The sequence below is a fragment of the Allokutzneria sp. NRRL B-24872 genome (assembly GCF_002155965.1).
In the GTDB taxonomy this organism is placed as follows: Bacteria; Actinomycetota; Actinomycetes; order Mycobacteriales; family Pseudonocardiaceae; genus Allokutzneria.
Genome location: NZ_MUMH01000155.1, coordinates 1 through 23,682 on the forward strand (window position 1 = coordinate 1; position 23,682 = coordinate 23,682).

Consider the following 23,682-nt stretch of genomic DNA (forward strand, 5'->3'; position numbering starts at 1 on the left):
GAACCTCCATGCCGAAGTGCTGGAGGTCGGTGGGGGCGCGGGGTTCGCGGGTGGCGCGGACGACGTCGAGGGAAGCGCGTCCGCAGGGGTCCTCGGCGGAGATGGCGGCGTGGCCCTCGGCGGTGCGGACGAGACCGGGGCCCTCCTGCCAGGGGCCAGGGATGTGCACGGGGCGGTAGGGGTGCCGGGCGAAGGCGCGGTCCCAGAAGGTGATGGTGGTGCCCTCGCCGGTCTCGTGGGCGATGGCGACGGCGTTGAGCGCGGGCACCCACATCCAGTCCGCGCTGAAGGCGTCGACGACCGAGCGCGTGCGGCTGGCCTGCGCGGAGCTGACGGGCACGAAGCCGTCCCTGGTCAGGGCCTGGACCTGCTCGGCGAACAGCGGGTCCTTCGCGCGCAGGACGAACTGACCAGCCCCGTTCGGCCCGGCACCGGCGGCGGTGGTGTCGGTGAACATGAGGTGGAACCAGCCGTCCAGGTAGAACACGGCGGGCTGCCCGGCGCCGTAGGTGTTGGCGCGGCGGACCTCACCGGAGGCCCGCACGATCGGCCCGCCCGCGGCGAGCCTGCGCCAGCTCACGCCGTCGTCGCTGGCCGCGACGCCGATGCTGTTGTCGTGGGTGTGATCGCTGGGCGCGCCGGTGTAGTAGAGGTAGTAGGTCCCGCTGACCTTGATCACCGACGGGTCGCAGGTGTGCATGGCGTCGAAGCCGCCGCCACTGCCGCTGAAGACGGCGCCGACCGCCTGGAACGGCCCGGCGGGCGTGGCGGCGTCGCCGTGCACGATGTCGTCGCCGGGCGGACCGGCGCCGATGAGCTGGCTGCACCACCACATGCGGACGCGGCCGTTCTCTTGGAGCAGGGTCGGGCCGTAGTTGTAGGGGGCCTGGGGGCCGCCCGCCGCGACGACGCCCGCGCTCTGCCGGGGGCGGTCGATGCCCAGGATGCCGGGGAGGAGGTCGGCGGTGCCGCCCGCGCCGCCCCGGTTCGGCGGGACCGCGACGGGTCCGGTCATCGCGGGCGGAGCGGGCTCGGGCAGAGGGGCCGTCGTGGTGCACGCGGTCACGGTCGACACAGCCAGGACGAGCACGCAGAGCAACGCCGCGAGCAGGTTCCAAGGCCGCCGCAGTCCCACCGCTCACCTACTTAGTGCAACGACAAGGCCGGCACAGTCTAAGCAGGCTCACCCGCACGGGTTAGAGCGAGGGAGCGCAGCGTCACGCCTGGACGGGCGTGGCCACCAACTCCACCTGGAAGCCATCAGCGTTTTCCAAGTAGGCCGCGTAGTGGTGCTCGCCGCCCGCGTGCGGGTGCCGGTCGCCGAACATGAGCCGCCAGCCGTGCTCGCGCGACTGTTCGGTCAGCCGGTCGACGCTCGCGCGGTCCCCGGCGTGCAGCGCGAGGTGGTTGAGCCCGGGCAGCATGCGGTCGTGGGCGTCCCCGGACAGCGCGGGCGAGCGCTCGGCGACGATGTAGGTGGGGCCGAGCCGCCAGCTGATCCCGTTCTCCCACAACTGGTGCTGCCGGAAACCGAGTTCGGTGAGCAGCCAGCCGAAGGTGTCGCGCGCGTGGTCGAGATCGCCGACCCACAGCTCGACGTGGTGCAGCCCGGTCATTTGTGGACGCTGCACGAGCTGGACGCGGTGGGTGGCTCCGTAGGCGAAGCGCTCGCCGACGTCGAGGAAGCCCAGCCGCTCGGAGAGCTTGAGGCTGCCCGTGTTCTCCGGGTGCACCAACGCCCACACGGTCGGCAGGGCGAGATCGTCGAAAGCGTGGCGCAGCAAGGCTTCCGCCGCTTCCCTTGCCAGCCCGGAGCCCCAGTGCGCACGTCCGACGAACCAGCCGATCTCGGGCAGATCGCCCGGCAGCTCGGCGGAGGGCCGGAGGTGGCCGATGCCGACAGCCGCACCGTCCACGGTGAACAGGAAGTGCCCCATGCCGTCGGGGTAGTCACCGCTGATCCGGCTGTAGACGTTGACGAAAGCGGCCTCGCGGTTGCTCAGGTCAGCGCCGAGCCACTTGCTCATCTCCGGGTCGGCGAAGATCCCCGCGACCGCCTCGGCGTCGGAGGCGCGCAGCTCGCGCAGCACCATCCGCTCGGTGACTAACTCGGGGACCTTCACGACGCCGCCTTCTTCGCCAGGAAGCGCAGCGCCAGCTCGTAGCCGGTGAGCCCGAGCCCGACGATCACGCCGGTGGCGATGGCGGAGATGTGGCTGTGGTGCCGGAACTCCTCGCGCGTGTGCACGTTGGAGATGTGCACCTCCACCAGGGGTTCGGTGAGCTGCGAGCAGGCGTCGCGGACAGCGATCGAGTAGTGCGTCCACGCGCCCGCGTTGAGCACCACCGGCCAGCCCGCGTCGGCCGCCTCGTGCAGCCAGCCCAGCATCTCGCCCTCGTGGTCGGTCTGCCGGACCTCGACCTCAAGGCCCAACTCCGTCCCGGTCTCCTCGCAGAGCCGGACCAGGTCGGCGTAGGTCTCGCTGCCGTAGATCAGCGGCTCTCGCGAACCGAGCCTGCCGAGGTTGGGGCCGTTGAGGACGAGGACCTTCACAGCAGCAGACCTCCACCGTCCGAAGTGGACTCACGAGCGATCGCGGAGTACGCCGCGGCGATCAGGCCCGGCTCCGGGCCTTCGAGGCGACCGGGCTTGGCCAGGCCGTCGAGCACCACGAAGCGCAGCACGCCGGAGCGCGTCTTCTTGTCCCCGCGCATGGTTTCCAGCAGCTGCGGGAGCGCGTCGGCGTCGTAGCTCGTCGGCAGGCCGATCGCCTTGAGCACGCGGTAGTGCCGGTCCACCGTCTCGTCGTCGAGCCGGCCCGCCAGTCGCGCCAGTTCCGCGACGAAGACCATGCCGACGCTGACCGCCGCGCCGTGGCGCCAGCGGTAGCGCTCGCGCCGTTCGATGGCGTGGCCGAGGGTGTGGCCGTAGTTGAGGATCTCGCGCAGGCTCGACTCGCGCAGGTCCGCCGCGACCACGTCCGCCTTGACCTGGATCTTGCGGCGCACCAGCTCGGCGAGCACGTCGCCGGTCGGGTCCAGCGCGGCCTCGGGGTCGGCCTCGATGAGGTCGAGGATCACCGGGTCGGCGATGAAGCCGCCCTTGACGACCTCGGCCATGCCCGCGACGAGTTCGTTGCGCGGCAACGACTCCAACGTCGCGAGGTCGACGAGGACGGCCATCGGCTCGTGGAAGACGCCGACCAGGTTCTTGCCCGCGTCAGTGTTGATCCCGGCCTTGCCGCCGACCGCCGCGTCGACCATGCCCAGCAGCGTGGTCGGCACGTGCACCACGCGCACACCGCGCATCCAGGTGCCCGCGATGAACCCGGCCAGGTCGGTCGTGGCCCCGCCGCCGAGCGAGACGATCACTCCGCCGCGGTCCATGCCGATGCGACCGAGCACGTCCCAGCAGAACCCGGCGACCGCCAGGCTCTTGCCGTCCTCGGCGTCGGGCACTTCGACCCGGTGCGCGGAGGCGCCAGCGCCCTCCAGCTCCTCGCGCAGGCTCTCGGCCGTCGCGGTGAGCGTGGGCTGGTGCAGGATCGCGACGGTCCCGACGCCCTTGAGCGTGTCCAGGATCTCGCTGAGCAGTCCCCTGCCGATGACGACGTCGTAGGGCTGGGCGGTATTGACCCGAACCCGCACGGGCTCAGTGCTCATGACTTCACTTCCAGAGCTTCGAGGGCCGCGTCCGCGACCTCCTGGGGCGTGCGGGAGTCGGTGCTGACCTCGACGGTGGCCACCTCGCGGTAGAGCGGCAGCCGCGCGTCCAGCAGCGCCTTGAAGGTGGCGCGCGGGTTCACGCCCGCCAGCAGCGGCCGCGCGCTCGACAGCCCGGTGCGGCGCACGCCCTCCGCCATGCCGACGGCGAGGAACACCACCACGTGGTCGGCCAGCAGCGCTCGGGTGCGCTCGGAGAGCACGGCTCCGCCGCCGAGCGCCACGACTCCGTCGTGCTCGGCGACCGCCGCCGCCACGGCGCGCTCCTCGATCTCGCGGAACGCCGCCTCACCGTCGACGGTGAAGATGTCGCTGATCGACTTGCCCGCGCCCGCGACGATGTCGGCGTCCACGTCGCGGAAGCCAACACCCCACTTCTCCGCCAGCAGGCCGCCCACGGTGGTCTTGCCCGCACCGGGCGGACCGACGACCACGGCGCGCGGGCTCACCAGCGCTCCTTCAGCGTCGCGAGGTACGCCTCGGCGTTGCGCTTGGTCTCGGCGACCGAGTCACCGCCGAACTTCTCCAGCACCGCGTCCGCGAGCACCAGTGCCACCATCGCCTCGGCCACCACGCCGGCGGCGGGAACCGCGCAGGCGTCGGAGCGCTGGCTGATCGCAACGGCCGCCTCACCGGTCGCGGTGTCCACAGTGGACAGAGCGCGGGGCACGGTGGAGATCGGCTTCATCGCGGCGCGCACGCGCAGCGGCTCGCCGTTGGTGATGCCGCCCTCGACGCCACCCGCGCGGTTGGAGCGGCGGCTGACGCCGAGCTCGCCGTCGGAGCGGTCGATCTCGTCGTGCGCCTTGCTGCCGCGCCGCCGAGCCGTCTCGAAGCCGTCGCCGACCTCGACGCCCTTGATCGCCTGGATGCCCATGAGCGCCCCGGCCAGCCGCGAGTCGAGCCTGCGGTCCCAGTGCACGTGCGAGCCGAGGCCCGGCGGCAGCCCGTAGGCCAGCACCTCGACGACACCGCCGAGGGTGTCGCCGTCAGCCTTGGCGGCGTCCACCTCGGCGACCATGGCCGCGCTGGCGTCGGCGTCGAAGACCCGCACCGGGCTCGCGTCGATCGCCTCAAGGTCCTCCGGTCCCGGGAGCACGCCCGCGGGCGCCTCGACGGTGCCGATGGACACCACGTGGCTGATCACCTCGACGCCCAGGGTCTGCCGCAGGAAGGCCCGCGCGACCGCGCCGAGCGCCGTGCGCGCGGCGGTCTCCCGGGCACTCGCCCGCTCCAGCACCGGACGCGCGTCGTCGAAGCCGTACTTCTGCATGCCGGGAAGGTCGGCGTGCCCGGGCCGGGGCCGGGTGAGCGGAGCGCTGCGGGCGAGCCCGGCCAACTCCTCCTCGGCCACCGGATCGGCCGACATCACCTTCTCCCAGCGAGGCCACTCGCTGTTGGCGACCTGCACGGCGACGGGGCCGCCCTGGGTGAGCCCGTGCCGGACGCCACCGAGGAAGGTGACGGCGTCGGCCTCGAACTTCATCCGGGCGCCACGGCCGTGGCCAAGGCGTCTCCTGGCCAGATGGCCCGCGACATCACCAGTGGTGATCTCGACCCCGGCAACCAAGCCCTCAAGCACGGCGACCAGGGCAGGTCCGTGCGACTCTCCAGCGGTGATCCAGCGCAACACGCCGTGATCCTGCCATGTCCGCGCACCTCAGCCCTGCGGAACCCCGGCGAGCGCGAGCACCTGCCCACTGGGTGGAACCAGCGCGAGCACGAGCGTGGCCAGCAGCAACCCAGGTCCGTGCGGGACCGAATCACCCCCTTCCCGGGGACGACGGGAGCGTGCGGAGAGCACGCCGACTATGGCGGTAATCACCGCCGCGAGGACCACGACCACCGGCAGCGCGCCCCAGTCCACAGCGCCCGCGACCGCGCCGAGGCTGCCGGAGAGCTTGACGTCACCCGCGCCGAGCGAAGCCGGGGACACCGCTCGAACGACCGCGTGGACGACAAGGAAGGCAGCCGCTCCGCAGAGAGCGCGGACGGCAAGAGGTGGCCCTGGACCGGCGAACGCGGCGGGGAGCAACAGCAGCCCCACGACTGGATATGCGGGCAGCGTCAACGCATCCGGCAAACGGCGGTGACGGAGATCGACCACCGTCAGCGCGACGGCGAACCACGCCACCGCGAGCTGCACCGGCAGCCACCACACCGGCGCGGGCGCGGCGCACGCGAGCGCCCAGAGCACGCCAACGGCGCACTCGCACAAGGGAAAGCGCACCCGCGCGCCGCGGTCGAGCCGGGCGAGGAGCAGTCGCGCTCCAGCGCCCGCCGCGAACCCGGCGAGAAGACCGAACAGCGCTCCGAGAAAACTCATGCCCCGAGAATGCGCAGGAGCGGTTCTCCGCGTCGAAACGAGCGCGGAGCCTGGGTGAGAATCGCTTCACCAACCGCCTAGGAACGTCCACTGTGGACGTCCAGAAGAGCGTGTACCCAATGTGGCATTTGTCCTGCTGAGCGAAACAAATGCCACATTGGGCACGACCCCGATCGGGTGGCGGGTCAGGCGGACCAGGTGAAGATCTGGTCGCCGTGCTCGACCTCGTCGGACTCGCGGAGCGCGGCGAGCTGCTCCGGTTTGGCCTCCACCGCGACGACGGGGCAGACCGGGGAGTAGCCCTGGCGCTCCACCTCCGCCGGGTTCCAGGTGATCATCCGCTGGCCCGCGCGGACGGTCTCGCCCTTGACGACGTGCAGGGTGAAGCCATCGCCCTTGAGCTTCACGGTGTCGATGCCCAGGTGCACGAGCACGGCCTGACCGGCCGAGGTGAGCACGACGAAGGCGTGCGGGTGCAGGGTCACCACGGTGCCGTCGACCGGGGCGACGGCGTCGGACTCCCCGTCGCGAGAGGGGTCGATCGCGATGCCGGGGCCGACCATGGACTCGGCGAAGACCGGGTCGGGCACGGACTTCATCGGGATGGCCCGGCCCTTGACCGGGCAGTGCACGGAGAGGGTCACATCAGGTCCTGGATGTCCTCGGCGATGTTGTCGGCCTCGGGGCCGACAATGACCTGGACGATGGTGCCCTGCTGCATGACACCGATCGCGCCCGCCGCCTTCAGCGCGGCCTGGTCGACCTTGGAACCGTCGTGGACCTCGCACCTCAGCCGTGTGATGCAGGCCTCAATGTCCTCGATGTTGCCCGCCCCGCCGAGCCCCGCGAGGATCGCCGCCGCCCTGTCGTCAGCCACTCAAGTCTCCCTTGCCTCACACCCTGCGAGCAGGGCGTACGTGGTTGGGCCAGATGCTGGCACACCCGACACGAAGCCATAACGGGTGTTGACACCCCGACGATGCCGGGAGCATCCTCCCCCGCAACTGGTTTAGACCGGACCGTACCAATCCGCCAGCCTGGTTTCGAGGGGAGTGAGCGTGCCGGTTCCGGAGACTCCTCCCGCGCGGCTGCTGGACGGGCCGACGCCCAAGCACGCCCAGCTGCGGGAGATCCTGCGCGGGCTGGCCCAGGAGCAGCTGGCGCCGGGGACCCCCGTTCCCTCCGAGCGCGAGCTGGCCACCCGCTACGGCGTCTCCCGGCTGACGGTGCGCGAGGCGATCAGCCAACTGGTCACCGAGGGACTGCTCACCCGGGTCAGGGGCAAGGGCACCTTCACCGCCAAGCCCAGGGTCGACGCCCAGCTGCACCTGGCCTCCTTCACCGAGGACATCCGCAGGCGCGGAATGGCCCCGACGACCGAGGTCCTCGACCACGGCGAGCTGGTCCCGCCGACGGCGTCCGCGAGCGCGCTCGGACTGGAGCCGGGGCAGACCGCGTACTGGCTCTTCCGGCTGCGCCGCGCCGACGGCACCCCGATGGCCGTCGAACGCGGCTGGTACCACCCCCGCGAGGTCCCGGGGCTGCTGCGGCACGACCTCACCCGTTCCCTGTACGGCCTGCTCGCGCGGGAGTACGGGGTCCAGCTCGACCACGGTCGCCAGACCGTGTGGGCGGACGCCGCCGACCCGGTGACCGCCCGGCTGCTCGGCGTCAAGCCGGGCAGCCCCGTCCTGGTCTTCCGCAGGATCTCCACCGCCGCCGGAGCTCCGGTGGAGGACATGACGTCCTGGTACCGGGGCGATCTGTACCAGGTGACCATGCAACTCGACCGGGGCCTTCCTGACCCCGGTCCCCACCCTCAGCAGGGAGGTACCCGATGAGCGCCACCCCGGGCGGTCGCGACATCAAGGGTTTGGCGGTACTGCAACGGATCGGCCGCAGCCTGATGCTGCCGATCGCCGCGCTGCCCGCGGCGGGTCTGCTGCTGCGGCTCGGGCAGGACGACCTGCTCGGCGGCATCGGCGGCTTCGAGAAGGTGGCCGCGGTCATCGGCGGTGCCGGTGGCGCGCTCTTCGACTACCTGCCGCTGCTGTTCGCCGTGGGTGTGGCGATCGGCTTCGCGAAGAAGGCCGACGGCTCGACCGCGCTGGCCGCCGTCGTCGGCTACCTCGTGCTGGCCAAGGTCGTGCTGGTGTTCAACCCGCTCGCCGAGGGCAAGGAGGGCACGCCGCCCAACAGCTGGCCCTACGGCGTGCTGACCGGTCTGATCGCCGGTCTGCTCACCGCCTGGCTGTGGCAGCGCTACCACCGCATCAAGCTCCCGCCGTACCTGGCGTTCTTCGGCGGCAGGCGCTTCGTCCCGATGATCACCGCCGTGATCATGATCCCGCTGGGCGTGGCGCTTGGCCTGCTGTACCCGCTGTTCAACTCCGGCATCACCACCGTCGGCGAGTGGGTCACCGGCAGCACGATCATCGGCGCGGGCGCCTACGGCGCGGTCAACCGGCTGCTGCTGCCGTTCGGCCTGCACCACATCCTCAACTCGTTCGTGTGGTTCGTCTTCGGCGAGTACGGCGGCCAGCAGGGTGACCTCAACCGCTTCATCAAGGGCCACGACCCGTCAGCGGGCACGTTCATGACGGGCTTCTTCCCGATCTTCATGTTCGCCCTGCCCGCCGCGGCGCTGGCGATCTGGCACACGGCGAAGCCCTCGCAGCGCAAGATCGTCGGCGGCATCATGCTCTCGGCGGCGCTGACCGCCTTCGTCACCGGCGTGACCGAGCCGCTGGAGTTCTCCTTCCTGTTCGTGGCCTGGCCGCTGTACCTGATCCACGCGCTGCTCACCGGCGTCTGCCTGGCGCTGGTCAACGCGCTGGACATCCACACCGGCTTCACCTTCTCCGCCGGCGCGATCGACTACGTGCTGAACTGGAACATCTCCACCAACCCCGTCCTGATCATCCCGATCGGCATCGCGTTCGCGGTGGTGTACTACTTCCTGTTCAGGTTCGTGATCACCAAGTGGAACCTCAGGACGCCGGGCCGCGAGGAAGAGAGCGCGGACCCGCAGGCCGAGCCGAGCAAGGCCTGAGCACCCCCTCCAGGAAGGACCTCGCAATGCCGGAACGACGGGTCACCGTTGCCTCCTCGGTCGGACTGCACGCCCGGCCGGCCGCACTGCTGGCCAAGGCCGCGGCGGCGCAGCCGGTCACGGTCGCCATCCGCAAGGACGGGGGCGAGCCGGTGGAGGCGGCCAGCGTGCTCGGCCTGATGACGCTGGGCGCGATGCACGGTGACGAAGTGGTGCTCAGCGCCGAGGGCGAAGGGGCCGAGGCGGCACTGGAAGCGCTCGCCTCGATCATCGCCAAGGACCTCGACCACAGCTGAGGCGCACGACCCCGGTGGGACCCGTCCGACGGACGGGTCCCACCGTCGTATAACGGGCAGTCGACCTTCCGGGGGATATCCGGGAAAACTCTGATGTCCCCCGATTGCGCAGGGGCGATGATCGGAGGTATGGATCTCAATCTCACCGGCGCCCCGGCCGCGACCCGGGTGCCTCGGGTGGGGATCACTGTCGCGTGGTTGGGAGTCGGGCTCTCCGTCTCCCTGATGGCTGTGCTGCACAGCCAGCCCTTTCCGAGCCCGTACTCCCAGACGATCAGCACCTACGGCGTCGGCCCGTTGTCGCAGGTCTACATGTGGTCGCTGGTCGCGCTGGGCGTGGGCTCGCTCGCCTTCCTCGCCGGGATGGTCCGGTGGGAGGCGCCCTACTCGCCGCTGGCGTGGACCTGCGTCGGCATCTGGAGCGGTGGCCTGCTGCTCGCGGGCGTGCTGCCGATGGACACCACCAGCACCGAGCGGACGCCGTTCGGGATGATGCACAACCTCGCCGCCGTCGCCGCCTTCCTCGGGCTGCCGACCGCGGGAATGGTGCTCGGCAAGCGCTACCGCTCGCACCCGCAGTACGGCGGCTACGCGCGGCTGAGCAGGCGTCTTGGGATCTTCGGGTTCGTGATGCTCTTCCTCTTCGGCGTGAGCTTCTTCGGAATGATGGAACCGCTGCTGGTCGACTGGTTCCCCGGCCCGAACCCGGTGGGCCTCACCGAACGGCTGCTGGTCGTCGGCGAGGTCGTGCTGCTCGTCGTGCTGATGAAATGGTCCACGGAGATCACGAAGACCGTGCGGATCACCTAAGCACCCGTCCTCCGGGGTCACCCCGCACCTCGACGCTCGCCTCAACGTCCGCCGAGCACACCAAATCCGTTTCGTACTCCTAACGGGAAATGGGAGCGCTCTTTTTCCCGTTAGGAGTACGAAACGGGTGGGTCTAGACCACGGCCGGGCGCGTTGAGGCGGGGCGGGCGGTGGTGTGCACGGACAGAGTTTACGTGGTGTGGCGGGGCCGCCTAGCCCAAGGGGAGCGGGAGGACGTTGCCGGTGGCCTGGCGCAGGGCCGAGCGCATGGCCTCGCGCGGGGCCGGGCGGCCGGTGAACAGCTCGGACTGGCCGAATGCCTGGTGCAGCAGCATGTCCAGGCCGGTCGCGACGGGGTTGCCCGCCTTCTCCGCCGCCGCGGCGAGCGGGGTCGGCCAGGGGTGGTAGATCACGTCGAGCACGCTCGGCGCCTCGGCGAGGTCGGTGACCCACGGCTCCACGGCCTCGGTCGGCACCGTGCTGATCAACGCGCAGCAGCCGTCGACGAGCTTCGCGGGGTCGGCATCGGCCCACGTCACCACGGTGACGGCGAGGCGGAGCCGCTCCGCGCAGGCAAGGGCCTCGCGAGCGCGCGCGGGGTCGCGGACGACCAGCCGGACCTGGCGAACGCCCAGCTCGGCGAGCCCGACGAGCGCGGCCTGCGTGGTGCCACCCGCGCCCAGGATGACCGCCGGACCGGCGGCGATGGTGAAGCCCGCCGCCGCGCGCAGCGCTCCGACCACGCCGTCCACGTCGGTGCAGTCGGCGCGCCAACCGGCTTCGACGGGGACGAGGGTGTTCGCGGCGCCCGCCAACCGCGCGCGCGGCGTCACCTGGGCGGCCAGCGACAGCGCAGCGCGCTTGCCGGGCATGGTGACCGACAGGCCCGCCCACTCCGGGCCGAAGCCGCTGACCAGGCCGGGCAGCGCCTCCTCGGAGCACTCGATCGACTCGTAGGTCCAGTCGAGACCGAGCGCTTCGAAGGCGGCGCGGTGCAGAACGGGCGAGAGCGAGTGGTCGACGGGCGAACCGAGGACGGCGGCCTTGCGCGCCATCAGTAGGCGCCCTTCGCCTGGGCCTCGCGGACGTTGGCGTTGTGGTCGTCGAGGTCCTTGGCGAAGCAGGACTTGCCGTTCTTGTCGCAGCGCACGAAGTACAGGTAGTCGCTGGGCTCCGGGGTGACCGCAGCGGAGATCGCGCCCGCGCCGGGCGAGCCGATCGGGGTCGGCGGCAGGCCCTGGACGGCGTAGGTGTTGTACGCGCCGGCCTTGTCGCGGTCGGCGCTGTTGGTGCGGATGTTCGGCCGGTCCAGCGGGTAGTTGACCGTGGAGTCGTACTGCAGCTTCATCCCGATCGCGAGGCGGTTGCGGGTGACCTGCGCGATCTTGCCGAAGTCCTGGGTCGCGGACTCCTTCTCCACCAGCGAGGCCATGACCAGCAGCTGGTAGGGCGAGAACCCGGTCTTCTCCGCCGCCTTCGGCAGCCCGGCCGCCTGGAGCCTGGCCGAGCCCGTGGTGAGCAGCGCGCGCAGCACGTTCTCCGGGGTGTCGCCGGGCTTCACGTCGTACTTGCCGGGCATCAGCAGGCCCTCGAAGCGACGTCGTGGCTCGGTCACCTTGGACGCCTCGGTGATCACCCACTCGGGCGCGCCGATCTCGGCCAGGTCGGCCTTCTCCATCGCGGTGCGGACCTGCTCCGCGGTCAGGCAGGTGCTCTTGCCGTTGAGCTCCGCGCAGCTGGCCTTGGCGATCATCGTGATGATGCCCTGGTTGACCTTGCCGCTGGCCACGGTCACGTCGTCGAGCTGGTTGCCGCCCTTGATCTCCATCTCGCCGACCCTGGCGTTCTTGCGCACCAGGCCCGCGACGGCGTTGGCCCCGGACATCTTCGTCTTCAGCACGTAGTAGCCCGGCTGCACCGAGCCCGCCGAGTCGTTCTCCTGCGCGGCGGCGGTGTAGGCGCGGACGCTGCCCACCACGCCGGCCTCGACCAGGCTCTGCCCGGTCTGGGAGATGGTGCCCGGCTCGACCTTGACCACGACGTCGGAGTCACCGGCGCCCTCGAAGTCCTCGTAGCTGGTCAGCCCGAACAGCGAGGTCACGCCGTACCAGACGCCGATGCCGAGCACGATGACCGCGGCGATGCCGCCGAGCAGCAGGACCTTGCGCCGCCGCTGCTTGTCGGCCGTGGCGGCGGCCCGGCCCCGGCGCGGGCGCTCCTCGGCAGGGGCCTCGTCGAAGAGGTCGAGGTCGTTCACTGGCTTAACCCTCCTGGGTGGCAGGTCGGGTACGGGCGCGCAGGTCGAGCCATCCCTGGAGGATCTCGACGGCGGCGGCCTGGTCGATGACCGACCGCTGCTTCTTGCCGCGCACCCCTCGGTCGGAGAGCATCCGGGTCGCGGAGACCGTGGTCAACCGCTCGTCGGAGAGTCTGACGGGCACCGGCGCGATCCTCGCCGCCAGCACCTGGGCGTAGGCCGTCGCCGCCGCGGCGGCCGGGCCGTGCCGTCCCGCCATCGTGCGCGGCAGTCCGACCACCACCTCGACCACCTCGTGCTCCTCGACCAGTCCCACGAGCTGGTCGAGATCACGACCAGCCTTCTCGTCGCGGGCCAGGGTAGCGAGGGGGCTGGCGAGGAACGGCGCGGGATCGCTGAGCGCGACGCCGACCCGCACCGAGCCGACGTCGACGCCGAGCCGCCGCCCGGGACCCGGATCGTCCGGGCCCGGGCGGTCGGGGCTGATCGCCTTCTCGTTCACGAGCCGCCGAGGGCGCGGCGCAGCGCGGTCACGGCCTCGGCGACACCGGCCTTGTTGGCACCGCCGCCCTGGGCCATGTCGGGCTTGCCGCCACCGCGGCCGTCGATGGCCGGGAGGAAGCTCTTGACCAGGTCACCGGCCTTGAGCTTGGCGTCCCTGGCGGCCGGGGTGGTGGCGACCACGAAGCTGACCTTGTCGGTGTCCGGCTCGGCGGAGAACAGGGCGACGACGCCGTTGGCCCCGCCGAGGCGACCGCGCACCTCCGTGGTGAGGGCGCGCAGGTCGTTGCCGGAGACCCCGTCCGGAACGCGCTCGGCGACGACGACCGTCTCGCCCAGCTGCTGGCCCTTGGCGGCCAGGTCACCGGCGGACTGGAGCACGGAGGCCACGCGCATGCGGTCGATCTCGCGCTCGGCGTCGCGCAGCTTGGCGATGATGCCGGAGACGCGTTCGGGCAGCTCGTGCGTGGGCACCTTCAGCTGGTCGGCGAGCTGCGAGACGAGCAGCCGCTCCTTGCTGGTGTGCCGCAGCGCGTCCATGCCGACGAGGGCCTCGACGCGGTGCACGCCGGAGCCGATCGAGGAGTCGCCGACCAGCTTGACCATGCCGAGCTGGCCGATCCGCTTGACGTGGGTGCCACCGCACAGCTCGCGGGAGTACTCGCCCATGTCGACCACGCGGACGTCGGTGCCGTACTTCTCGCCGAAGAGGGCGACGGCGCCGAGCTCGATGGCCTTGTCCATGGTGGTGGTGAACGACTTCACCTCGATGTCGTCCAGGAGGTAGGCGTTGACCTCCTCCTCGACGCCGCTGAGCACGGAGGCCGACACGGGGCCGGGCGTGGTGAAGTCGAAGCGCATGCGGCCGGGCGAGTTCAGCGAACCGGCCTGGGCGGCGCGCTTGCCGTAGGCGGAGCGCACGGCGGCGTGCACCAGGTGGGTGGCCGAGTGCGAGCGCTCGACGGCCAGGCGCCGGTCCTCGTCGACGTGGGCCTGGATGACGTCGTCGACGGCGACCTCACCGGCGAGCACCTTGGCCTTGTGCACGAACAGGCCGGGAACGGCCTTCTGCACGTCGGTCACGGAGATCTGCACGTTGTCGCCGACGAGCACGCCGGTGTCGCCGACCTGGCCACCGCTCTCGGCGTAGAACGGCGTGCGGTCCAGAACGAGCTCGATCTCGGTGCCCGTGCCGGCGCTGCGCACGGGGACGCCGCCGACCAGCAGGCCGATCACCCGCGAGTCGGAGTCCAGGTCGGTGTAGCCGAGGAACTCGGTGGTGCCGTGCTGCTCCAGCACCGAGCGGTAGACGGTGAGGTCACCGTGCCCGGTCTTGCGCGAGGCGGCGTCGGCCTTGGCCCGCTGCCGCTGCTCGGACATCAGGCTGCGGAAGCCCTCCTCGTCCACGGTGAGGCCCGCCTCGGCGGCCATCTCCAGGGTGAGGTCGATCGGGAAGCCGAAGGTGTCGTGCAGCTGGAAGGCCTTGTCCCCGGCCAGCTGCTTGCTGCCGGAAGCCACGGTCTCGGCGGCGGCCACGTCGAAGATCTTCGAGCCCGAGGTGAGGGTGGCCAGGAAGGCCTCCTCCTCGGTCCGCATGACGGCCTCGATGCGGTCGAAGTCGGCGATCAGCTCGGGGTAGGACGGACCCATGGCGTCGCGGACGACGGCGGTGAACTCGGCCAGCACCGGCTCCTGCACGCCGAGCAGGCGGGTGGAGCGGACGATGCGGCGCAGCAGCCGGCGCAGCACGTAGCCGCGGGCCTCGTTGCCGGGGGTGACGCCGTCGGCGACCAGCATGACGCCGCTGCGGGCGTGGTCGGCGATGACGCGGAAGCGCACGTCGTCGACCGGGTCGGCGCCGTAGGCGCGGCCGGAGAACTTCTCGGCGGCGGTGATCACCGGGCGGACCAGGTCGGTCTCGTAGACGTTGTCCACGCCCTGGAGCAGGAAGGCAACCCGCTCCACGCCCATGCCGGTGTCGATGTTCTTGGCGGGCAGCTGGCCGAGGATCGGGTAGTTGTCCTTGGCCCCGCCCTCACCCCGCTCGTTCTGCATGAAGACGAGGTTCCAGATCTCCAGGTAGCGGTCCTCGTCGGCGACCGGACCGCCCTCGACGCCGAACTCCGGACCCCGGTCGAAGTAGATCTCCGAGCACGGGCCGCACGGGCCGGGAACGCCCATCGACCAGTAGTTGTCGACCATGCCCCGGCGCTGGATGCGCTCGGTGGGGATGCCGGCGACCTTCTGCCACAGCTCGATGGCCTCGTCGTCGTCCTGGTAGACGGTGACCCACAGTCGCTCGGGGTCGAAGCCGTAGCCGCCGTCCTCCAGCGACCCGGTGAGAAGGGTCCAGGCGTGCCGCATGGCCCCTTCCTTGAAGTAGTCGCCGAAGGAGAAGTTCCCGGCCATCTGGAAGAAGGTGTTGTGCCGGGTGGTCTTGCCGACCTCGTCGATGTCGCCGGTGCGCACGCACTTCTGCACGCTGGTGGCGGTGGCGTAGGGCGGCGGGACCTCGCCGAGGAAGTACGGCTTGAACTGGACCATCCCGGCGTTGACGAACAGCAGGTTCGGGTCGTCCAGGATCAGCGGGGCGCTGGGCACCAGGGTGTGCCCGGCCTTCTGGAAGTGGTCGAGGAAGCGCTGGCGGATCTCATGCGTCTGCACGGTGGTTCCTTAGGAGGAGGTGCGGAAGTGGGCCCGGGTGCGGCGGGGAGCACGGCGCTGTACGGCGCGGGAGTCAGCTCCCCGCCCTGCGCGCTCGCCTGTTCCGCACGTTTCCGTCCTCTGCTTCCCAGCTCCTGCGCTCCCTGGACTGGGAGACGCGGTCGGTGCTCCTACTGTAACTGGAGTGTCGACCGGGATCGTTGGCGCGCCCTGAGGCATTGTCGACGACGTCGCGCAGCTCGCCCTCGCGCTCGTTCATGCCCGCGCGGACGTCTGCGCCGAAGGAACCGACAGCGCTGGCCAGCTCGCTGATCGCGTCGCCGAGGTTGGCCGCGACCCCCGCCGGGGTGAACGCCTGGGCCTTGGTGCCCGCCTTGCGCGAGAGCACGACACCGGTCAGCACGCCGATGCCGAGCCAGAACATGCGTCTCATCGACGGCCGCCTCTGGACTTGCGGGAGCCCTTGCGCGAGTGCTTGCCGGGCTTCTCGTCGGCGGCGCGGCGGCGGGCGCGCACGGCCTTGCTCACGCCGTAGGACAGCGCGGCGGCCTTCACCAGCGGACCGCCGAGGGTGGCGGTGAACAGCGAGGTGAGCGCGGAGACGTTGCCGCTGACCGCGCGGGCGTTGGCGGTGATCCCGTCCACCCGCTCCAGCTGCGTGTTGACGTGGTTCAGCGTGGTGTTGGCGCCGGTGAACAGCGGGTCGGCGTTCTCGTGGGCCTTGCGCAGGGCCACGGTCGCCTCGTCGAGGGTGCGCCCGAGCTTGATCAGCGGAACCGCCAGCAGCAGCACCAGCAGCACGAAGGCACCGGCTGCGATCAGCGCGGCGATCTGCCCTGGTGACACGTGCCCTCCTGGGGAAGTTGGGTGGAAGTCGGGGTGGAAAACAAGGCGCGGACAGGCTACCGCGCGGTGATCTCGCGCTCTTTCGGGGCGTGCGCGGGGACGGGTGGGTACCCGGGTCGGGCGTGTTCGCCAGAGCGGCGTGGCTCACTCAGCGGTTGACACGTGAAGCTCTCTTCACTTGGGTAAGGCTTGCCTAACTAAGCTGTGGCTAGCCTAAATGGACCAATCCCCCTGCGTCCCTCCCGGAGGTGCCGTGTTGCCGGCCGCTGAGGCTCCGCCTCGCCCCCGCTCTCCCTCGACTGTCCCGTTGGCCGGAACCGGTGAGGGCCTGGCCGAGGTCGCGGCCGCGCTCACCCGCGCCGTCGGCGGCGCCAGCACCGCGCGGCGCCCGTCCGGCCCGCTGCCCGCCGGCTCCCCGCAGGACGTGCTGGGCGCGGTCACCAGCAGGCTCGGCCCGGCGGTCATCCCGGCGACCGGGGTCGGCGCGGACGCCGCGCTGCACCGCGTCGCCAAACTGCTCGTGGAGCAGGGCATCGACCTGACGCACCCCTTCGCCGCCGCGCACCTGCAGCCGCCGCCGCTCGCGGTCGCGGTGGCGGCTGACGCGCTGGCCGGAGCGAGCAACGCCTCGCAGGACACCTACGACTCCGGTCCGGCCGGGATCGCGGTGGAGCGCTGGCTGGTCTCGGCGCTCGCCGGCCTGGCGGGGCTGGAGAAGCGCGCGGACGGCGTGCTCACGCCCGGTGGCTCGCTGTCCAATCTGATGGCGATCATGCTTGCCAGGGACTCGGTGGCGCGGCGGCTGGGCATCGACATCCGCACCGACGGCGTCGCCGCGCTGGGCAAGCCGGTGGTGTTCTGCTCGGAGCTGGCCCACTTCTCCACGCACCGGGCGTGCGCGGTGCTCGGGCTCGGCGAGGCGGCCGTGCGCGCGGTCCCGGTGGACGCCGACCGCAGGATGCGCCCGGAGGCGCTGGCGGAGATGCTGGCGGAGCTGAACGCGGACGAGATCCCGTTGGCGGTGGTGGCGACGGCGGGCACCACCGACTTCGGCTCGGTCGACCCGCTCCCGGAGATCTGCGAGATCGCCCGGGAGCACGGCATGTGGTTCCACGCGGACGCGGCCTACGGCTTCGGGGCGCTGTTCTCCGACCGGCTCGCGCCGAAGGTGGCCGGGCTCCAGCTGGCCGACTCGATCACCGTGGACCTGCACAAGATCGGCTGGCAGCCCTCGGCCGCGAGTGTGCTGCTGGTGGCGGACGGCACGGCGTTCACCTCCTTGGAGCGCCAGGTCGACTACCTCAACCCGGCCGACGACGGCGAGCAGGGCTACGACGGCCTGCTGGGCGTGAGCTTGCAGACCACGCGCCGCCCGGACGCGGTGAAGGTCGCCACGACGTTGCTCGCCTACGGGCGCACCGGGCTCGGCTCGATGCTCGACACCTGCCACGACCTCGCGCTGCACGCCGAGGCGCGCGTGCAGGAGGAGCCGGAGCTGGAGCTGGTCGCGGGCGCGAACCTGACCACGGTCGTCTTCCGCTACCGGGGCTCCGACGAGCTGAACGGCGCGCTGCGGCGCGAGCTGCTGCGGTCCGGGAAGGCGCTGCTCGGGCGCACGTCCGCGTTCGTCGACAAGCCGGATTCCCCCTCTGTCACCTGCCTGAAGTTCACGTTGCTCAACCCGAACGCCGGTGTCGCCGACATCGACGCGCTGATCGACTTGGTCATCAGCACTGGCCGCACGCTCGCGCACCAGGAGGGCGCAGCATGACCACCACCACAGAAGCCCTTGTCGCACAAGCAGATCCGCTCGATCACCCGGATGCCCGAGCCACGGCGGAGCACGCGCACCTCGAAGCGCTGCTGCGCTGCTGGCTCCAGGAGACCGGCGTGGAGGTGCTGCCGGGACCGCTCTCGGTGGAGCTGCCCTCGTCCGGGCTGGCGCTCGTCACCGAGGTCACGCACTGCTCCCCCACCGGGTGGCACCGCTTCGCGCCCGTGCGCGTCCGGCGCGCTGACGGCGGCGAGCTGTCCCCCGCAGATCCCGTGCTCGCGGTGAACCTGATCGGCACCGAGGCCTCCGCGCGCGGGGGTGCTCGCACGGGCGGTGTTCCGACCGGCGAGGTCGCTGATCTCGTTGAGCGGACCGCGGAATCGGTGCGGCGCATGACGGAGTTCATCGCTGATCGTCGCTCTGCGCCGGCCGATCACGCGGACGCGTTCCTCAACGCGGAGCAGGCGCTGCTGTTGGGACACCTGCACCACCCGGCGCCGAAGAGCCGCGACGGCGTGCACCCCGATGAGGCGCGCGCGTACGCGGCTGAGCTGCGCGGGAAGTTCCGGCTGTCGTGGTTCGCGGCCGATCCCTCCGTGGTGTCGCACGACGCCGTCGAGGGCGCGCCGTCGCTGGGCGGGCGGGACACCGTGCAGTTGCTGGCGGACTTGGCCGAGGGCGGCCCGAACGACGGCCGCGTGCTCATTCCGGCACACCCGTGGCAGGCGCGGAACCTGTTGCTGCGCCCCAGGATCAAGGCTCTCGTGGAGTCCGGGCAGCTCCAGCCGCTCGGCGAGCTCGGGCCGGAGTGGTACGCCAGCTCCAGCCTGCGCACGGTGTACCGCTCGGACGCGCCGGTGATGCTGAAGCTGTCGCTGGGCCTGCGGATCACCAACTCCCGGCGGGAGTCCACGCGCACGGAGCTCAAGCGCGGCCTGGAGATCAACCGGCTGATCGACGCCGGGCACACCGCGCCGACCTACGGCGCTTTCCCGGGCTTCTCGATCGTCCGCGACCCGGCGTGGATCGCGGTGGACGAGCCCGGTCGCGCGGGCGGTCCGGAGATCACCGGGCTCGACGTGGCGGTGCGCGAGGTCCCGGCCGACGTCACCGACTACCGCTGCCTCGCCGGTCTGGTCGCGCCGCGCCCGGGTCTCGGTCGCAGCGCGCTGGGTGAGATCGTGGCCGGTCAGGGCACGGGCGCGGCGGAGCGTTGGGTGTCCGACTACACCGACCGCGTGCTCGTGCCGATGCTGCACCTGTACTCCGCGACGGGCATCGGCCTTGAGGCCCACCAGCAGAACACGTTGGTGCGCCTGGACTCCAGCGGCGGTGTCGCGGGTTCGGCGTTCCGCGACAACCAGGGCTACTACCTGGCGTCCTCGTACCTGCCCGCGCTGTTGGACCGCCTCGGGGTCGAGGAATCCACGCTCGCGGTCGTCGACGGCTCCATTGTGGACGAACGGCTTTCCTACTACCTGCTGCGCAACCAGGCGTTGGCGATCATCGGCTGCCTCGGCGTCGAAGGCCTCGCCGACGAGCGCGAGCTGCTGTCGGTGATGGCCGGTCGGCTGACCGCCGCACTGCCCGCGCTCGCCGAGGCGGGCCCGGACGGTGACCGGCTGGCGACGCGCTGGCTGAGCGCGGACAGCTTGCCCGGCAAGGGGAATCTGCTGACCCGCCTGCACGGCATCGACGAGGTGCTGGCGCCGCTGGACGCGCAGTCGGTGTACCTCGACATGCCGAATCCGCTCGTTCAGGTGATCCCGTGATCCCGATACCCGCGCTCACCGGCGAGTGGACCCTGCGCCTGGTGTCGCCTGACGGCGATGACCTGGAGCTGTTGCACCGCTGGATGAACGAGCCGCACGTGTCCCGTTTCTGGAAACAGGACTGGCCGATCGAGAAGTGGCGGGAGGAGCTGACCGGACAGCTCTCCGGCGACCACTCCCGGCCGTGCCTGCTGCTCAAGGACGGCGAGCCCGTGGTGTACGTGGAGATCTACCGCGTGGCTCGCGACCAGCTCGCCGCCGCCTATGCCGCGCTCCCCGACGACATCGGCGTGCACCTCGCGATCGGTGACTCGAAGTGGACCGGGCGCGGGGTCGCCAGCACGACGATGCCGTTGCTGGCCAAGGCTTTGCTCGGCGCCGACGAGAACTGTCGGCGAGTCGTGCTAGAACCTGATGTGCGCAACGTGCCCGCGATCCGGGCGCTGCGCAGCGGGGGTTTCCACCACCGGGGCGAGATCACCCTGCCCAACAAGACGGCCGCGCTGCTGGTCTACCCACGAACTGAGGAGGACTTGCCGTGACCGAACAGGTCGAGAGCAAACACGACGTCATCGCGATCGGCGCCGGGCCGTTCAACCTGGGCCTCGCCGCCCTGGCGTCCACTGTGGACGATCTGGACCTGGTGGTGCTGGAGTCGCGGTCGGACTTCCGGTGGCACCCCGGGCTGATGTTCGACGACGCGATGCTCCAGGTGAGCTTCCTGGCCGACCTGGTGAGCCTGGTCGCGCCGACGAACCCGCTGTCGTTCCTGTCCTACCTGCACGACACGGACCGGATGTACCCGTTCTACGTGCGCGAGCAGTTCCACCCGACGCGGCGCGAGTACGAGCACTACCTGCGCTGGGCCGTGTCGAAGCTGCCGTCCGTGCGGTGGTCGCATCGCGTGGAGGCGGTCCGCTGGGACGCTCGCGCCTCGCTGTTCACCGTGCACGTGGTGCACGCGGACGGGCGCCGTTCGGTCATGCAGGCCAAGGACATCGTGCTCGGCGTCGGCACCGAGCCGAACGTGCCCGAGTCGCTGGCCGCGCTGCCCGGCGACAAGCTGCTGCACACCGCCGACTACCTGCACCGCACCCCGGACGTCGAGTCCGCGGGCCGGGTCACGGTGATCGGCTCCGGCCAGTCCGGCGCCGAGGTCGCGCTGGACCTGTTGCGGCGCAACGCTTCCGGCGGCGGGGCGATGAGCTGGCTGACCAGGACGGTGTCCTTCGCGCCGCTGGACTACACCAAGCTCGTGCTGGAGATGACCACCCCGTCCTACATCCGCTACTTCCACGACCTGCCGCAGAGCAAGCGCGACGACCTGGTCGCGGAGCAGTGGCGGCACTACAAGGGCATCTCCACCGAGACCCTTGAGGCCATCCACGACGTGCTCTACCAGCGGGATCTGGCAACGGGCCTGGCTGATGTGGAGCTGCGCAACGGGATCGCGGTCGAGGGGTCCACTGTGGACTCCGCCGGGCGGGCGGTGCTGACCTGCCGCCACCGCGACACCGGCCGCACCTTCGAGCACGTGACCGACCTCGTGGTCGCCGCGACCGGCTACAAGCAGCGCAAGCCCGCTTTCCTGTCGCCGGTGGAGAACCTCGTGCGACGCGACGAGAAGGGCCGCTACCAGGTCGCGCTGGACCACTCCATCGAGCTGGACCCGGTGGTCAGCGGACGCGTTTTCGTGTCGAACGCGGACCTGCACAGCCACGGTGTCGCCGCGCCCGACCTGGGCATCGGCGCGTTCCGCAACGCCACGATCCTCAACTCGGTGACCGGGCGGGAGCTGTACCGGCTGCCGAAGAACACCGCGTACACCAGCTTCACCGTTCCTGGGGGTGCCGGGTGACCAGCGACCGCGAACTGTGGCGGCAGTGCTCGATCGCGTTGCTGGCCAAGGCGATCGGCGAGCTGTCCTTCGAGGGCATCCTGTCTCCGGTTTCTTTGGAGGACTCCTCCTACGAGCTGCGTTTTCCGGGTGCTCGCTACGTTTTCTCCGCTTCTCGGACGGCATTCGGCGGCTGGCGGGTCGATCCGTCGTCGGTGACCCGTGCGGCGTCGGGAATCCTCGGCGACGACATCGCCCAACAGGCCGACAACGTGCAGCAGTTCTTCACCGATGCCGCGCCCGGCGTGGGAATCCATCCGTCCACGTTGGCCAATTACCTCAACGAGGTCACGTCGACGCTGACCGCCGATGTGGCGATGACGCGCACGGCAGTGCCTTCGGCGGAGCTGGCTTCGTTGGATCACGCGGAGCTGGACGGTCACCTCACCGGTCACCCGTGGCTGGTGGCGAACAAGGGCCGTGTCGGGTTCTCCGCGTCGGATCAGGCCGTGTACGCGCCGGAGGCTCGGCAGCGCATTCAGCTGCCTTGGATCGCCGTGCACCGCGGCTTGGCCGAATTCCGCGGCACGCCAAAGCTTTCCGAGCACGTGGTGGTGTCGCAGGAGCTGGACGAGTCCACGCGCGCCGAGTTCACCAAGGTGCTGACCGACCGCGGTGTGGACGCCGAGGCTTACGTGTGGATGCCGGTGCATCCGTGGCAGCTGGACCACGTGGTGCGCACGCTGTGGGCGCCGGAGCTGGCCACCGACCGCATCGTGGTCCTCGGTTCGTCGGCTGATCACTACCGACCGACGCAGTCCATTCGCACGATGTGCAATGTGGACAGACCGGAGCGGCTTCAGGTGAAGCTGCCGCTGCGCATCCTCAACACCGCCGTGTGGCGCGGGATTCCCCCGCACTGCACGCTCGCGGCGCCCGTGGTGACGCAGTGGCTGCGCGGGCTGTGGAACTCCGACAAGCTCCTGGCGGAGTGGGGCGCGGTGATGCTCGGCGAGGTCGCCTCGGTGACCGTGCGCCACCCTTCGCTGTCCACTGTGGACGGAGCGCCGTACACCTGGCTGGAGACGCTGGGCTGCATCTGGCGCGAGCCCGTTCCCGAGGCGGGGCACTCGTGGTCGCTCGCGGCGCTGCTGCACGTCGACCCGGCCGGGCGACCGCTGGTCAGCGAGTACATCGCGCGATCCGGCGGCGACGCGGAGGCGTGGTTCGCCGCGTTGACGCGCGTGCTGGTGCGGCCGCTGCTGCACGTGCTCTACCGCTACGGGATCACCGTGAACCCGCACGGCGAGAACGTGTTGATCGTCAGCGGCCCCGACGGCTTGCCCGCGCAGGCGGTGATCAAGGACCTCATCGACGACGTCAACGTGTCGGTGGAGCCGGTCGCCGAGCGCGGCCCCGAGCCCGACTCGCACGACCGCGTCCTGCCGCGCAAGCCGTGGCGCGTCCTGCGGCAGTACTTCGTGGACGCGCTGCTCGTCGGCGTGTTCCGGCCGCTGTCGGAACTGCTCGAAGCACATCACGGGCTGCCTGCGGAACGGCTGTGGGGCATCGTGCGCGGCGAGATCGAGGCCTATCGCGCGCGGTTCCCCGACGTGGCGGAGCGGATGGACGCCGGGGACCTGCTCGGGCCGACGTTCGCGCGCTACCCGCTCAACGGCGACCGCCTGCTCCAGACCGGGTACGCCGAACTGTCGTACCGGCACGCCATCCACCCCAACGGCACGGTCCCCAACCCCCTGCACTCCGTGACCGCCATCCCACCGCAGGACGGTTGGTAGGTCTTAAGCCCTGAATGACTCATTG

24 protein-coding genes are annotated in these 23,682 nt (G+C 70.9%); 9 read left to right on the forward strand and 15 right to left on the reverse strand.

Annotation, left to right across the window (positions count from 1 at the left end; translation table 11 throughout):
• From CCN37_RS32120 to CCN37_RS32160, 9 genes are all read right to left on the reverse strand, one after another.
• On the reverse strand, positions 1 to 1,135 hold a 1,135-nt coding region (locus tag CCN37_RS32120; protein ID WP_086828151.1), incomplete at its 3' end, for a beta-xylosidase.
• 82 nt (positions 1,136 to 1,217) lie between these two features.
• The gene (locus CCN37_RS32125; protein WP_246843434.1) at positions 1,218 to 2,123 is read right to left on the reverse strand and encodes a GNAT family N-acetyltransferase; all 906 of its coding nucleotides are present in this window, start codon (positions 2,121 to 2,123) and stop codon (positions 1,218 to 1,220) included.
• Positions 2,120 to 2,554, reverse strand: coding sequence for a type II 3-dehydroquinate dehydratase (gene aroQ / locus CCN37_RS32130; RefSeq protein ID WP_086828153.1), 435 nt, complete (start codon positions 2,552 to 2,554; stop codon positions 2,120 to 2,122). Before aroQ ends, CCN37_RS32125 begins: the two co-directional genes overlap by 4 nt.
• The gene (gene aroB / locus CCN37_RS32135; RefSeq protein WP_086828155.1) at positions 2,551 to 3,663 is read right to left on the reverse strand and encodes a 3-dehydroquinate synthase; all 1,113 of its coding nucleotides are present in this window, start codon (positions 3,661 to 3,663) and stop codon (positions 2,551 to 2,553) included. The genes aroQ and aroB overlap by 4 nt, the downstream gene beginning before the upstream one ends.
• Positions 3,660 to 4,172 (reverse strand): shikimate kinase, encoded by a 513-nt coding sequence (locus CCN37_RS32140; protein WP_086828157.1) that lies wholly within the window; start codon positions 4,170 to 4,172, stop codon positions 3,660 to 3,662. Before CCN37_RS32140 ends, aroB begins: the two co-directional genes overlap by 4 nt.
• Positions 4,169 to 5,356 carry a chorismate synthase gene (gene aroC, locus CCN37_RS32145; protein ID WP_086828159.1) on the reverse strand — a complete coding sequence of 396 codons (1,188 nt, stop codon included), beginning with the start codon at positions 5,354 to 5,356 and terminating at the stop codon, positions 4,169 to 4,171. The genes CCN37_RS32140 and aroC overlap by 4 nt, the downstream gene beginning before the upstream one ends.
• A gap of 27 nt (positions 5,357 to 5,383) precedes the next feature.
• Positions 5,384 to 6,049: an A24 family peptidase gene (locus CCN37_RS32150; RefSeq protein ID WP_086828161.1), complete on the reverse strand. Its 666-nt coding sequence runs from the start codon at positions 6,047 to 6,049 to the stop codon at positions 5,384 to 5,386.
• Positions 6,050 to 6,234: 185 nt separating this feature from the next.
• Entirely contained in the window at positions 6,235 to 6,693 is a 459-nt protein-coding gene (locus tag CCN37_RS32155; protein WP_086828163.1) for a PTS glucose transporter subunit IIA, read from the reverse strand.
• On the reverse strand, positions 6,690 to 6,926 hold the full coding sequence (locus tag CCN37_RS32160; protein ID WP_086828165.1) for a glucose PTS transporter subunit EIIB: 237 nt from the start codon (positions 6,924 to 6,926) through the stop codon (positions 6,690 to 6,692). Before CCN37_RS32160 ends, CCN37_RS32155 begins: the two co-directional genes overlap by 4 nt.
• Positions 6,927 to 7,101: 175 nt before the next feature.
• Here CCN37_RS32160 and CCN37_RS32165 point away from each other — a divergent pair, with 175 nt between their 5' ends.
• The 4 genes from CCN37_RS32165 to CCN37_RS32180 all read left to right on the forward strand — a co-directional run bounded on the left by CCN37_RS32165 (position 7,102) and on the right by CCN37_RS32180 (position 10,207).
• On the forward strand, positions 7,102 to 7,890 hold the full coding sequence (locus tag CCN37_RS32165) for a GntR family transcriptional regulator (protein ID WP_168200962.1): 789 nt from the start codon (positions 7,102 to 7,104) through the stop codon (positions 7,888 to 7,890).
• A complete protein-coding gene (locus tag CCN37_RS32170; protein WP_086828170.1) occupies positions 7,887 to 9,101 on the forward strand; it encodes a PTS transporter subunit EIIC in 1,215 nt (404 codons plus the stop codon). The genes CCN37_RS32165 and CCN37_RS32170 overlap by 4 nt, the downstream gene beginning before the upstream one ends.
• 26 nt (positions 9,102 to 9,127) lie before the next feature.
• On the forward strand, positions 9,128 to 9,397 hold the full coding sequence (locus tag CCN37_RS32175; RefSeq protein WP_086828172.1) for an HPr family phosphocarrier protein: 270 nt from the start codon (positions 9,128 to 9,130) through the stop codon (positions 9,395 to 9,397).
• A gap of 129 nt (positions 9,398 to 9,526) precedes the next feature.
• Positions 9,527 to 10,207, forward strand: coding sequence for a DUF998 domain-containing protein (locus CCN37_RS32180; RefSeq protein WP_168200963.1), 681 nt, complete (start codon positions 9,527 to 9,529; stop codon positions 10,205 to 10,207).
• A 212-nt stretch (positions 10,208 to 10,419) separates the two neighbouring features.
• On the opposite strand, the gene CCN37_RS32185 is transcribed toward CCN37_RS32180, so the two are convergent.
• From CCN37_RS32185 to CCN37_RS32210, 6 genes are all read right to left on the reverse strand, one after another.
• On the reverse strand, positions 10,420 to 11,262 hold the full coding sequence (locus CCN37_RS32185; protein ID WP_086828177.1) for a shikimate dehydrogenase: 843 nt from the start codon (positions 11,260 to 11,262) through the stop codon (positions 10,420 to 10,422).
• Positions 11,262 to 12,464 carry an endolytic transglycosylase MltG gene (gene mltG, locus CCN37_RS32190; RefSeq protein ID WP_246843436.1) on the reverse strand — a complete coding sequence of 401 codons (1,203 nt, stop codon included), beginning with the start codon at positions 12,462 to 12,464 and terminating at the stop codon, positions 11,262 to 11,264. The genes CCN37_RS32185 and mltG overlap by 1 nt, the downstream gene beginning before the upstream one ends.
• 4 nt (positions 12,465 to 12,468) lie before the next feature.
• A complete protein-coding gene (gene ruvX / locus CCN37_RS32195) occupies positions 12,469 to 12,966 on the reverse strand; it encodes a Holliday junction resolvase RuvX (RefSeq protein WP_086828181.1) in 498 nt (165 codons plus the stop codon).
• Complete coding sequence (gene alaS / locus CCN37_RS32200) at positions 12,963 to 15,629, reverse strand: alanine--tRNA ligase (protein ID WP_086828183.1); 2,667 nt, start codon at positions 15,627 to 15,629, stop codon at positions 12,963 to 12,965. The genes ruvX and alaS overlap by 4 nt, the downstream gene beginning before the upstream one ends.
• Before the next feature lie 73 nt (positions 15,630 to 15,702).
• Complete coding sequence (locus CCN37_RS32205) at positions 15,703 to 16,062, reverse strand: hypothetical protein (RefSeq protein WP_086828186.1); 360 nt, start codon at positions 16,060 to 16,062, stop codon at positions 15,703 to 15,705.
• Entirely contained in the window at positions 16,059 to 16,475 is a 417-nt protein-coding gene (locus tag CCN37_RS32210; RefSeq protein ID WP_086828188.1) for a DUF948 domain-containing protein, read from the reverse strand. Before CCN37_RS32210 ends, CCN37_RS32205 begins: the two co-directional genes overlap by 4 nt.
• 307 nt (positions 16,476 to 16,782) lie before the next feature.
• On the opposite strand from CCN37_RS32210, the gene CCN37_RS32215 reads away from it, so the two are divergent.
• From CCN37_RS32215 to CCN37_RS32235, 5 genes are read left to right on the forward strand one after another with little or no spacing between them, the layout of a single operon-like run.
• Complete coding sequence (locus tag CCN37_RS32215; RefSeq protein WP_246843437.1) at positions 16,783 to 18,246, forward strand: pyridoxal-dependent decarboxylase; 1,464 nt, start codon at positions 16,783 to 16,785, stop codon at positions 18,244 to 18,246.
• On the forward strand, positions 18,243 to 20,021 hold the full coding sequence (locus CCN37_RS32220) for an IucA/IucC family siderophore biosynthesis protein (protein WP_086828192.1): 1,779 nt from the start codon (positions 18,243 to 18,245) through the stop codon (positions 20,019 to 20,021). The genes CCN37_RS32215 and CCN37_RS32220 overlap by 4 nt, the downstream gene beginning before the upstream one ends.
• Entirely contained in the window at positions 20,018 to 20,563 is a 546-nt protein-coding gene (locus CCN37_RS32225; RefSeq protein ID WP_086828194.1) for a GNAT family N-acetyltransferase, read from the forward strand. Before CCN37_RS32220 ends, CCN37_RS32225 begins: the two co-directional genes overlap by 4 nt.
• Positions 20,560 to 21,879 (forward strand): lysine N(6)-hydroxylase/L-ornithine N(5)-oxygenase family protein, encoded by a 1,320-nt coding sequence (locus CCN37_RS32230; RefSeq protein ID WP_086828196.1) that lies wholly within the window; start codon positions 20,560 to 20,562, stop codon positions 21,877 to 21,879. The genes CCN37_RS32225 and CCN37_RS32230 overlap by 4 nt, the downstream gene beginning before the upstream one ends.
• Positions 21,876 to 23,657: an IucA/IucC family siderophore biosynthesis protein gene (locus tag CCN37_RS32235; RefSeq protein ID WP_086828198.1), complete on the forward strand. Its 1,782-nt coding sequence runs from the start codon at positions 21,876 to 21,878 to the stop codon at positions 23,655 to 23,657. Before CCN37_RS32230 ends, CCN37_RS32235 begins: the two co-directional genes overlap by 4 nt.
• Positions 23,658 to 23,682 lie beyond the last annotated feature (25 nt).